Source organism: Candidatus Pelagibacter sp. (assembly GCF_052049835.1).
GTDB lineage: Bacteria > Pseudomonadota > Alphaproteobacteria > Pelagibacterales > Pelagibacteraceae > Pelagibacter.
On sequence record NZ_JBNGZF010000008.1, the window covers coordinates 1 to 10,401 of the forward strand.

At 25.2% G+C, this 10,401-nt stretch carries 13 protein-coding genes and 1 rRNA gene; 3 read left to right on the forward strand and 11 right to left on the reverse strand.

The window, feature by feature from the left end:
* A partial coding sequence (locus ACTT9R_RS05205) for a hypothetical protein (RefSeq protein ID WP_440926956.1) occupies positions 1 to 455 on the forward strand: 455 nt, incomplete at its 5' end.
* Here ACTT9R_RS05205 and ACTT9R_RS05210 read toward each other — a convergent pair.
* The 9 genes from ACTT9R_RS05210 to ACTT9R_RS05250 all read right to left on the reverse strand — a co-directional run bounded on the left by ACTT9R_RS05210 (position 452) and on the right by ACTT9R_RS05250 (position 6,647).
* Positions 452 to 1,807 (reverse strand): PQQ-dependent sugar dehydrogenase, encoded by a 1,356-nt coding sequence (locus tag ACTT9R_RS05210; protein ID WP_440926957.1) that lies wholly within the window; start codon positions 1,805 to 1,807, stop codon positions 452 to 454. The two genes, ACTT9R_RS05205 and ACTT9R_RS05210, sit on opposite strands and share 4 nt — an antisense overlap.
* Positions 1,808 to 1,819: 12 nt before the next feature.
* Positions 1,820 to 2,518 carry a transaldolase family protein gene (locus ACTT9R_RS05215; protein WP_440926958.1) on the reverse strand — a complete coding sequence of 233 codons (699 nt, stop codon included), beginning with the start codon at positions 2,516 to 2,518 and terminating at the stop codon, positions 1,820 to 1,822.
* 10 nt (positions 2,519 to 2,528) lie between these two features.
* Positions 2,529 to 3,923: an NAD(P)(+) transhydrogenase (Re/Si-specific) subunit beta gene (locus ACTT9R_RS05220; RefSeq protein WP_440926967.1), complete on the reverse strand. Its 1,395-nt coding sequence runs from the start codon at positions 3,921 to 3,923 to the stop codon at positions 2,529 to 2,531.
* Entirely contained in the window at positions 3,923 to 4,234 is a 312-nt protein-coding gene (locus ACTT9R_RS05225) for a proton-translocating transhydrogenase family protein (protein WP_440926959.1), read from the reverse strand. The genes ACTT9R_RS05220 and ACTT9R_RS05225 overlap by 1 nt, the downstream gene beginning before the upstream one ends.
* Before the next feature lie 3 nt (positions 4,235 to 4,237).
* Positions 4,238 to 5,326, reverse strand: a complete 1,089-nt coding sequence (locus ACTT9R_RS05230) for a Re/Si-specific NAD(P)(+) transhydrogenase subunit alpha (RefSeq protein ID WP_440926960.1) — start codon at positions 5,324 to 5,326, stop codon at positions 4,238 to 4,240.
* A 12-nt stretch (positions 5,327 to 5,338) separates the two neighbouring features.
* A complete protein-coding gene (locus ACTT9R_RS05235) occupies positions 5,339 to 5,449 on the reverse strand; it encodes an aa3-type cytochrome c oxidase subunit IV (RefSeq protein ID WP_440926961.1) in 111 nt (36 codons plus the stop codon).
* A gap of 5 nt (positions 5,450 to 5,454) precedes the next feature.
* The gene (gene ykgO / locus ACTT9R_RS05240) at positions 5,455 to 5,580 is read right to left on the reverse strand and encodes a type B 50S ribosomal protein L36 (protein WP_041487598.1); all 126 of its coding nucleotides are present in this window, start codon (positions 5,578 to 5,580) and stop codon (positions 5,455 to 5,457) included.
* 13 nt (positions 5,581 to 5,593) lie between these two features.
* A 5S ribosomal RNA gene (gene rrf / locus ACTT9R_RS05245) occupies positions 5,594 to 5,708 on the reverse strand.
* A 54-nt stretch (positions 5,709 to 5,762) separates the two neighbouring features.
* Positions 5,763 to 6,647: an NAD-dependent epimerase/dehydratase family protein gene (locus tag ACTT9R_RS05250; RefSeq protein WP_440926962.1), complete on the reverse strand. Its 885-nt coding sequence runs from the start codon at positions 6,645 to 6,647 to the stop codon at positions 5,763 to 5,765.
* A 67-nt stretch (positions 6,648 to 6,714) separates the two neighbouring features.
* Between ACTT9R_RS05250 and ACTT9R_RS05255 the strand changes: the two genes are divergently transcribed.
* Positions 6,715 to 7,974, forward strand: coding sequence for an O-antigen ligase family protein (locus ACTT9R_RS05255; protein ID WP_440926963.1), 1,260 nt, complete (start codon positions 6,715 to 6,717; stop codon positions 7,972 to 7,974).
* On the opposite strand, the gene ACTT9R_RS05260 is transcribed toward ACTT9R_RS05255, so the two are convergent.
* Positions 7,957 to 8,739: a glycosyltransferase family A protein gene (locus ACTT9R_RS05260; RefSeq protein WP_440926964.1), complete on the reverse strand. Its 783-nt coding sequence runs from the start codon at positions 8,737 to 8,739 to the stop codon at positions 7,957 to 7,959. The two genes, ACTT9R_RS05255 and ACTT9R_RS05260, sit on opposite strands and share 18 nt — an antisense overlap.
* Positions 8,736 to 9,449, reverse strand: a complete 714-nt coding sequence (locus ACTT9R_RS05265; protein WP_440926965.1) for an FkbM family methyltransferase — start codon at positions 9,447 to 9,449, stop codon at positions 8,736 to 8,738. Before ACTT9R_RS05265 ends, ACTT9R_RS05260 begins: the two co-directional genes overlap by 4 nt.
* 179 nt (positions 9,450 to 9,628) lie before the next feature.
* Here ACTT9R_RS05265 and ACTT9R_RS05270 point away from each other — a divergent pair, with 179 nt between their 5' ends.
* Positions 9,629 to 10,315: a glycosyltransferase gene (locus ACTT9R_RS05270; RefSeq protein ID WP_440926966.1), complete on the forward strand. Its 687-nt coding sequence runs from the start codon at positions 9,629 to 9,631 to the stop codon at positions 10,313 to 10,315.
* The last annotated feature ends 86 nt before the right edge of the window (positions 10,316 to 10,401 follow it).

Sequence of the window (10,401 nt, forward strand, 5' to 3'; positions counted from 1 at the left end):
ATTTAGATTATATTAAAAATTATTTTTTAAATTCAGATTTTCATGATGAGTCAAAATTATATATTTCATTAACAAAAGATGATTTTAAAATTTCAAATTTAAATTTTAAAATTACCTTTTCAAAAAAAATAAAATTTGAACTTGTAAAGAAAACAATTATTAATAGATTAAATAATGAAAATGATTATCTCTTATTAAAAATAAGAAAAGAGTCATTTTTAAATACAATTTATAATAAGAGATCTTGGGAAGATATTGCAATTGGTTTTCAAAATAGACAACTAAGAGCCCCTAATACTTATAATAGCAAATTTTGGCATCATTTTAGTAATATTTACGTGTCAAAAAAACATGTAAAATCACATACCGAATGCTCAAACTGTATAAGCTTAAATCAAGATATACACAACTTAATTTTCCAAAATAAAAATAAAAATATTAAAGAATTTGTTTAATGTAAGCTTAAAACTCCAATTGATGGTGTTACCTCGAATATTAAAAAAATTACATTTAATTCATCGTCATACTCTATATCTCTTATTCTTTGATCACTAAAAAAAATTCTGTCCTCTTCGAGAATTTTTGAGAAATCCTCATTTATTTGTAGTAAATATATTGATGCAGCCCTTAAAGATGAAATAAAAAGATAATTTTGATCTAAGAACTTTTCTTTAGGTAAAAATGAGATTTCACTTATACCAATAGATGGAGTAAAATTTTTAAATGGTTCAATAAAACCATTTTCTGAATGTGATTTTTTATAAGGATCACTTCCATCATACTCAATGCCATATGATGCAATTGGCCATCCAAAATTACTTACATTTACATCTTCTTTATTTATAAAATTTAAGTTCACTTCATCACCTCCCTTTGGGCCATGTTCAGTATTTATTATTAAATTTAAAGGTTTGTAATAGATTAAACCTTGCGGATTTCTATGGCCTTTAGATATCAAACTATACTTTTTTGAAAGCTTATCGATAGCAACTATTTTACCTTCTAAATACTCATTACTTTGAACTCTCTCATTTTTCAGACTTTCTGCAGCTCCTAAACTAAATAAAATACTATCATTTAAATATTTTTCAAGCCTACCACCAGTTTGAATTGTATATTCATTTGTAAATTCATTTTTCTCAAAAAAAACTGAAAAATCTAAATATTCTAAATTAAAGTCTGCTTGATAAACGTTCATTGTAAAACCTTTAGAATTTTCTAATATCATTGATATATAGAGTTTACCATCATCATACAAAAGATCTCTTACTCCAAAAAACTTAAAATTATTTTCTAAAGCAAGTTTGTTTATATTACTATTAATAATTTTCTGATTGAGTTTATCGTTGTTTATATTTTTTTTATCAAAGCATATAAATTCACCTTCACCAGAAAGAACCAGAACTTTGTCATTGATCACCTCTAAATAATGAGCTCTAAAAGTATTGGATAATTTATTCCATCCAGCCTTAGTATCTAATTGCTTAAAGGGTAGAAAAAATTCTTTAATTAAAAATTCTTTGTTTTTTTCTGATACTATTTTCTTTTCATTAAATACTTGGCCATCAAGACCTTGTTCATACTTATTCACCTGGAGTTGTAATAACTTATTTTGAGTTTTAAGCTCTGGTATAATAAATAAAGTGTCTCTCATTTTTACAGCTAAGGTACGAGGTATTATTTTTTTTAAAGTTAAAATTAATTTATTTTGTTTATCATAGCCATCTGAAACTAATATCCATAAACTTATAAATATCACAATTGTAGAAATTGAAATTAATAATAAAAATAAATATCTAATTTTCATGAAAAAGTTTTTTTAAATTTTAAATTTTGAGAGTCTGCTGTCTGTTAAAAAATTTTTTACAGTTTCTAGTGTCAATTGATTAAAGGATTTTCCAAAATTTTCTATTTTTTCAATAATGTTTGGGGGTATAGTAATTATGTGGCAACCTACTTGTTGGGCCTGTGTGTAATTGTAGGGCTCCCTCACGCTGGCCCAAAGAATTTCAACATTCTTAAATTTTTTTGATAGTTTTATACTTTTTTGAAATTCTGGAATAGGATCTTTACCTACATCGCCAGCTCTTCCCGCAAAAATTGATATTATTACTTTAGATTTTTTATTAATTGAGTTTAATACTTTTTTTGTTTGTGTAGAATTGTATATTGAAGTTATATTTAATTTTATATTCCTCGAATTTAGCTCTTTTATAATTTTTCCCATGAACATACCTTTTGAATTTGTTACGGGAATTTTTACATAAACATTTTTACCCCATTTGCTTATTTCTAAAGCTTGTTTCATCATATTACTATAATCATCAGCAAATACTTCAAGTGACACAGATTTATTAGGACAAATTTTTAATATTTTTTTTGAATACTCTTTGTAATTTTTTGCACCAGCCTTACGCATTAAACTGGGATTTGTAGTAAATCCTTTAACAATTTTTTTTTTGTTAAATTTTTTAATTAAATACAAATCTGCGATGTCACAAAATATTTTTGTTTTCAATTATAATATCCTATAAATTTTTTGTAATATCCTCTGTCATTTTCTTTGCATCTGCAAATAACATTAGTGTATTATCTTTATAAAATAAATCATTATCAATACCTGCGTATCCTGGTGAAAGACTTCTTTTTACAAAAAGGACAGATTTACATTTTTCAACATCTAATACTGGCATACCATATATAGGACTTTGAGGATCTGTTTTTGCTACTGGATTAGTTACATCGTTAGCTCCTATTACAAAAGCCACATCTGCGTTGGCAAAATCATTATTAATTTCCTCTAATTCAAAAACTTCATCATATGGAACATTGGCTTCTGCAAGTAAAACGTTCATATGTCCTGGCATTCTTCCAGCTACAGGATGTATGGCATAAGAAACTTTAATATCATTTTTCTTCAGAGTATCTACCATTTCTCTTAAGGCATGTTGAGCTTGAGCAACTGCCATACCATATCCTGGAACAATTATTACGGATGAGGCATTTTTCATTAAAAAGGCTGCATCATCTGCGTTACCACTTTTAACAGGTCTTTGTTCTTTATTTGAAGAGCCAGAGGCATCATCTGTTGCTCCAAATCCACCTAAAATTACATTAAAAAATGATCTATTCATTCCTTTACACATTATGTAAGAAAGAATTGCACCTGAAGATCCAACAAGTGCTCCTGTAATTATCAAAGCTGTATTTTCTAAAGTAAATCCTATACCAGCTGCGGCCCAACCTGAGTATGAATTAAGCATCGAAATTACCACTGGCATATCTGCTCCACCAATCGGGATAATTAAAAGAAACCCAATTAAAAATGATACACCTAATAAAATCCAAAATAAATTGGAAGACTGTGTTGAACACAATAAGTAGATTAAAATAATTATTGAAATTAAAATAATCGCATTAATAATATGCTGACCTTTAAATGTTATTGGTGAACCAGACATTATTCCTTGCAATTTTAAAAATGCAATTACTGATCCTGAAAATGTTATTGCCCCAACTGCTGCTCCAATAGACATTTCAATTAAGCTGCCTAATTTAATATTTCCAGGCATTCCTAAACCAAATGCCTCAGGATTTAAAAAAGCAGAAATAGCAACAAATACTGCAGCAAGTCCTACTAAACTATGAAATCCGGCAACTAATTCTGGCATAGCTGTCATTGGTATTCGATAAGCAATAAAAGCTCCAACCGAACCTCCAACTAAAATAAATATTAGAACAAAAATGAACCCACTTGAAAAATTGCCTATTGATAGGAATGTAACTGTAACTGCAATAATCATTCCCAAAATACCAAATAAATTCCCTTGTCTTGATGTCTCTGGTGAGGATAATCCTCTTAAGGCAAGGATAAATAGAACACCTGATACTAGATAAAAAATTGCCGATAGATTAGCAGATATCATTTCTTATCCTTTTTCTTTTTTTTATACATAGCTAACATTCTTTGGGTTACTAAAAATCCACCAAAAATGTTAATTGCTGCCAGAGCAATAGCGCAAAAACCAAAAATACTTGAAGTATTAAATATTTTTTCTGAATTTGCCGATAATCCAGCTATTATTGCTCCAACAATAATCACTGATGAAATTGCATTAGTTACAGACATAAGCGGAGTGTGTAAAGATGGCGTAACACTCCAAACAACATAATAACCAACAAATATTGAGAGAATAAATATACTTAGTCTAAAAATTAAAGGATCAATTTCCATAGTTTATTTGATTATCGTTTTATTAATTATTTCGTCATCCAAATTAATATTTATTTTTTTATTTTCTTTATCGAATAAATTATCTACAAAATTAAATATGTTTTTTGCATATAAAGTAGAGGCAGAAATAGGTAATTTATTTAAAATATTACTTTCACCCATTATTTTAACCCCATTTTTTTCAATAATATTATCCACTTCCGTTAAAGCTGTATTTCCACCTTGTATCGCTGCCAAGTCATAAATAACAGATCCTGGTTGTAAGTTACTTATCATGTTGTCTTTTATTATCAATGGAGCTTTTTTTCCTGGAATTAAAGCTGTACAAATTACTATATCAATTTTTTTTAAAGTTTCAGACAATAAATCTTCTTGCCTAGTTTTAAAATCCTCTGATGCTTCTTTAGCATAGCCGCCCTCGGTTTCAAGATTTTCAGATCCTTCTACAGATAGAAATTTTCCACCTAAGCTCTCAACTTGTTCTTTAGAGGCAGTTCTTACATCTGTTGCAAAAACTATTGCACCCATTCTTTTTGCTGTTGCTATTGCTTGAAGTCCTGCAACACCAGCTCCAATTACTAAAACTTTTGCAGCTGGAACAGTGCCTGCAGCTGTCATCATCATTGGAATAGCTTTTTGAAAATTTGCAAAAGATTCAATCACAGCTTTATAACCAGCTAAATTAGCTTGCGAAGATAATATATCCATTGATTGAGCTCTTGTTATTCTTGGAAGCAATTCTAAAGAAAAAATATTTATTTTTTTTTTTGCTAAATTTTCTAAATAATCTTTATTTGAGTATGGATTTAATGCTCCAATAAATGTTTGGCTTTCTCGAAATAAAGAGCATTTATCTTCAGGTAACATTGCGACTTGAAGGATTATATCAGATCCATTTAAAATTTCTTTTTCATCACTAGAAAATTTAACCCCTAAATCTAAATACTCTTCATCATATATGCCTAGATGGGATCCATAATTTTTACTTAAAATAAGATCAAATCCTAATGAAATATATTTCTTTGCCGTTTCTGGCGTTACAGCAATTCTTTTTTCATTTTGCTGGTTTTCTAATACAGACCCTATTCTCATAATTGAAGATCCTTACAATAAGAATATTGCCATTAAAACCAATACAACGATCACAGCAATTGTTCCCCACAGAACAAACTTAGTGAAATTATTCCATGTATTTTTATGGCTTTGATTATCCATAAAATCTACTTTTGTCTTGCTTTAAATTTAGGATTAGTTTTATTTATTACGTAAACACGTCCTCTTCTTCTAACTAATTTAGAATTTAAATCTCTTTTTTTAACTGATTTTAAAGAACTTTTTATTTTCATAATTAAATTTATAGCCTGGCAACGTCCTACTCTTCCATGTCTTAAGACAAAGTACCATCGGCGCTTAAAGGCTTGACTTCCGAGTTCGGTATGGGATCGGGTATCACACTTTCGCAATAATCACCAGGCGGCGTTCTTATACCTTATTATCAAATTTTGTAAATTAATATTTTTAGTTAAAATTAACTAAAATTATGCACAAATTGTTGAATATAATTTTTTATATTTCTTTTTCCAAATTTTTTGTAAACTTTATTTGATAAACTGATGTTAGTCAAAGCTGATGCATATCTTTCTCCAGCTCTTGGTTTTAAAAACTTTATTTTACTTTTAAACATTTTTGCTATTTGAAGAATTGTGTAGCTTTTTTTGTTTGAAATACTGTAATGTCTACATTTATTTAATTTCCATGCATCATAACAAACTTTTACAGTGTCTTCTATGTGGGTAAACCTTCTGCTTTGCGTTCCTGGCTTTACAACAGTTAAGGGAAGTTTACTTTTGTATTGATTTTCAAAAATTCCAATAACTGTTGCCATTTTTCCTTTTGAGATTTGTCTGGGTCCATATACATTATAAAAATAAATAATTTCATACTTAAATTTAAACCAAACTTTTAAATTTTCTAACATTTCTAAATTTTTTGATTTGGAAAATGCATAAGGAGACAAATTTTTGTCTTTTCCTTTGTTTCCAAGTGAAGCTGAAGTTGCGGAATAAATAAGTTTAATTTTATTCTTTAGACAAAAATTAAAAACTTCATGAGTACCAATTGAATTTGCTTCAATACACTCGTTCATGAATTTAAAACTTTGATATATTCTTGCAAATTCTCCAAAATGAAAAACAGAATGGATATATTTCTTTTTATTATTTAAAACTTTACTTATATTTTTTGTATGTGATTTTATATATTTTACTCTTTTGTCTTTAATATGATTTTTTTTTGAACCAGAAGAATAATTATCTAAACTGATAATATTAAAGTTAGATTTATTAATAAGATATTCTATAAGATTAGATCCAACAAACCCTGCACCACCTGTTACGACTATTATTTTCTTCATTTGTTATTTATTATTTAATATATAAATAATTATGTTCTTAAATAAATTAAATAATTAATCAAATATAATGTTAAAAAAATTAACAATAGGCTTAAATGATGACGGTTTACTAATTTTACTTGGAATCAATTTTGCAATATATCCATTATGTTTTTTATTAGGAAGCTTAATAATTAATTTAAATACTATATGTATTGGTATCCTTTTCTTAATTATAATTATTAAAAATAAGTCATTCAGTATTTTTACAAATAAATATTTCGTTTTATTAAGCTTATTGTGGCTATCTTTTATAATTAATTTATTTTTTAGCACTAACTTTGAAAACAGTCTATTAAGAGTAATTGGTTTTTTAAGATTTATCTTGCTAGCTCTAGCAATTAAATTTTTTTTTGAAATTTCTACTGATAAATTGAAACATAAAGTATACTTATTTTGGCTAGTAACTTTTATTATAATTTCATTTGATTTAATTTTTGAATATTTAACAGGACAGAATTTTATGGGCTTTAGTTCTCCTATGAAAGGAAGGTTAAGTGGTTTTTTAGGTGATGAATTAAAAATAGGTCATTTGTATTTAGGATTTTTTATAATTTGCTATGTAACTTTTTTTAATCTTACAAAAAACAGTTTTATTTTATTGCTATTCATTTTATTTGGAATTTTTGTGTCATTAATAATTGGAGAAAGAGCAAATTTTTTAAGATTTATTTCAATAAGTTTCATTTTTTTTCTTTTATTCGAAAAAAAAAATTTCTTAAAAAAAATATTATTTTCACTAATAATATTATTAGTTTCATTTATTGTTATAAATTCTAGTAATGAATATAAAGTAAGATTTTATGGTCAAATGATTGAACCATTGATTAAACATAAAAATCCAATGATTTTATTAGAGAACACTGTATACGGTTCAAATTATGATAGGGGAATTAAGATTTTTGAAAAAAATAAACTTTTTGGTGTTGGCATAAATAATTTTAGAATTGAAAGTGGAAAGGATATTTATGAAAACAAAAAACTTATTTTTAATGACCATGGTGCATCAACACATCCACATCAAGTTCATATAGAATTATTATCTGAAACAGGTATTTTTGGTTACTTGTTGTTTATGTTATTTAATGTTTTTTCAATATTTTTTGCAGTTAAAAATTTTACTAAAAATAATAATCAATATGTATTAACAACATTGTTATACTTTATATTTTCATTGATGCCTATTTTGCCAAGTGGAAGTTTTTTTACTACTTTTGCGGCAACTATTTTTTGGATAAATTATGGATTAATGATAAGTGAAAAAAACAACCTATCTACCGACAAATAACATAATAAATTTTGTGATAAAATAATCAAATCCTTTATAAAATTTTTTTCCTAACTTACGATACAAATATTGAAGATAATCAAATGCTTCATTTCTTTTTTTCCACCAGAGTTTACTAAATTTTTTATATTTTGAACTTATTCCTTTAGGATCAGTATTATAAAAAGTGTAAGATTTATTTAAAACTTTTAATTTATTTTTTAAATTCGCATACATTACCAGCCTCGAGTCAATTTCTAAATTTGGGTACTTGTTGCGCTCAATAAAATTTATAAACTCTATAAAAAAATGCTTCCTAATTGCAATTGTGCTTGTAGGGTAAATACTTGGCCAAATTGAAAAGAAATGATTTTTTTTTTTTAAGTGAAGTATTTTTTTTTCTTCAGTGATAAATGGTTTATCTTGAATGACATTAATATTATGATTTTCACTAAAATATCTTAAAAAATGTTCAATTTTTTTTTTTTTGAAATAATCATCTCCATCAAGTAAAAAAATATATTTACCTCTTGATTTTTTAATACATTTTAATATTGCACTTAATTGATTTAATGGATTTGATTTATTTATTTTTTTTTTATTAATAAAAAATTTAATATTTTTAATATTTTTAATTATATTTGTTGATCCATCACTCGATTTATCATCAAATACAATTACCTCTTTTGTTTTATAAGTTTGATTTAGAGCAGATTGAATACTTCTTTTAATAAATTTTTTTTTATTATAAGATGTTATAACTACAGTAACTAAATCCTTATTCATAAAACTTGATTATTATTTTTATAAATATATTCAAAAGATTTTCTAAATTTCATTTTTATTTTAAAAATTTTTTGAAATTTATATTTGCCTAAGTAATTGTGAATATTGCTTAAATTATAGTTTTTTATTATCATATCATCGAAATGATGTTCAAAATGAATAAATTTAATTTTTTTTATTTCCTCACCTAAACCCTTTATAACTTTTAACTCATATCCTTCAGTATCTATTTTTAATAAGTCTATATTGGGAATCTCATTATTCTTTATAAATGAGGATAATGTTATTACTTTTATTTCAATTGGCCTAGTGACTAACTTATTATTGAACGGGTTTAAAAAAAAATATTTTTTTTTAAAATATTTTGATGATGTATTTAGCTCATTAATTGAAGTTGATGAACTTTCTAAGTTTTGATGTAAGGTTTCTATCTTCTCGCAATCGCCAACTCCTAAAAGATTTAATTTAATATTTTTTTTATTTGATAATTTTTTATTTAACTCATCGAAAATTTTTGGGTTTGGCTCGAATGAATAAATTTTGTTATATTTAAAATTTTTTATTATATTTGAAATATATTCACCTTTGTGTGATCCTACATCAATTAAAACATTAATGTCATTAGATAATATTTTTTTAAGAAACTTTGTTGTTTTAATTTCAGTAATTGTATCAAATAGATCTAAAATAAATTTTACTAAAATTTTCATTTACTGATTTGTCTAAAATTTACAAATTTAATATTATATTTTATTTGTTTCATTTATTAATTAATTGATTTATGAAGATACTCAACAAATTTAAGTATAACAAATTTTGCGCTTTATATATTAAAAATTATTAGGATATAGTATGAAATTTACAATCATAATTAAAAAAAAATTTTAAAATGAAAAAAAATTTAACCCTCTTAATACCTGTAAAGAAAGAAAAAGAGTCTCTTGGAATTTTTTTAAAAAAATTAAATAAATATGATTTAAAAAAATTACTTGTTGTCGATAAAAATGATAAAATTCAATACCAAAAATTAATAAAAAAATCAAAAAACATTAAAATTTATATAAGCAGAAAAACAGGATATGGAAATGCCTTAATAGAAGGAATTAATCAAATAGATACAAAGTACTTTTGTATAATTAATGCAGATGGCTCTATGAACCCAAATGAAATTAATAAAATGATGAAACTAACAAAGAATAATTCATTTATATTTGGATCTAGATATATTAAAAACGGAGGAAGTGAAGATGATACTTTAATTACCTACGTGGGAAATAAATTTTTTTCGATTATAGGAAATATTTTCTTTAAATTAAAAATTTCAGATATTTTATATACCTATGTAATAGGAGAGACAAAATTAGCAAAAAAATTAAAATTAAAAAGTGGGGATTTTAAAATTTGTGTCGAATTACCAATAAAAGTTGAGCAATTTAATTATAATTATATCGATTTCCCCTGCTATGAACTTAAAAGAATTGGAGGTAAAAAAAAAGTAAATGCTTTCAAAGATGGATTTTTAATACTAGCTAAAATGCTTGAATTATTTTTTAAAAGAATTTTTAACAACGAATAAAATTCTAAAATAACAAATTAAATAAAAAAACACATTAAATAAAGTAAGTATAATCATAATTTCGGTATTATTATAATAATTAATTC

What these genes read in the sequence shown, in the direction of transcription:
- ACTT9R_RS05250 (WP_440926962.1), bottom strand. Translation starts at nt 6,647, where the DNA reads ATGAAGAAAATAATAGTCGTAACAGGTGGTGCAGGGTTTGTTGGATCT.
- ACTT9R_RS05260 (WP_440926964.1), bottom strand. Translation starts at nt 8,739, where the DNA reads ATGAATAAGGATTTAGTTACTGTAGTTATAACATCTTATAATAAAAAA.
- ACTT9R_RS05270 (WP_440926966.1), top strand. Translation starts at nt 9,629, where the DNA reads ATGAAAAAAAATTTAACCCTCTTAATACCTGTAAAGAAAGAAAAAGAG.
- ACTT9R_RS05235 (WP_440926961.1), bottom strand. Translation starts at nt 5,449, where the DNA reads ATGGATAATCAAAGCCATAAAAATACATGGAATAATTTCACTAAGTTT.
- ACTT9R_RS05230 (WP_440926960.1), bottom strand. Translation starts at nt 5,326, where the DNA reads ATGAGAATAGGGTCTGTATTAGAAAACCAGCAAAATGAAAAAAGAATT.
- ykgO (WP_041487598.1), bottom strand. Translation starts at nt 5,580, where the DNA reads ATGAAAATAAAAAGTTCTTTAAAATCAGTTAAAAAAAGAGATTTAAAT.
- ACTT9R_RS05265 (WP_440926965.1), bottom strand. Translation starts at nt 9,449, where the DNA reads ATGAAAATTTTAGTAAAATTTATTTTAGATCTATTTGATACAATTACT.
- ACTT9R_RS05210 (WP_440926957.1), bottom strand. Translation starts at nt 1,807, where the DNA reads ATGAAAATTAGATATTTATTTTTATTATTAATTTCAATTTCTACAATT.
- ACTT9R_RS05255 (WP_440926963.1), top strand. Translation starts at nt 6,715, where the DNA reads ATGTTAAAAAAATTAACAATAGGCTTAAATGATGACGGTTTACTAATT.
- ACTT9R_RS05225 (WP_440926959.1), bottom strand. Translation starts at nt 4,234, where the DNA reads ATGGAAATTGATCCTTTAATTTTTAGACTAAGTATATTTATTCTCTCA.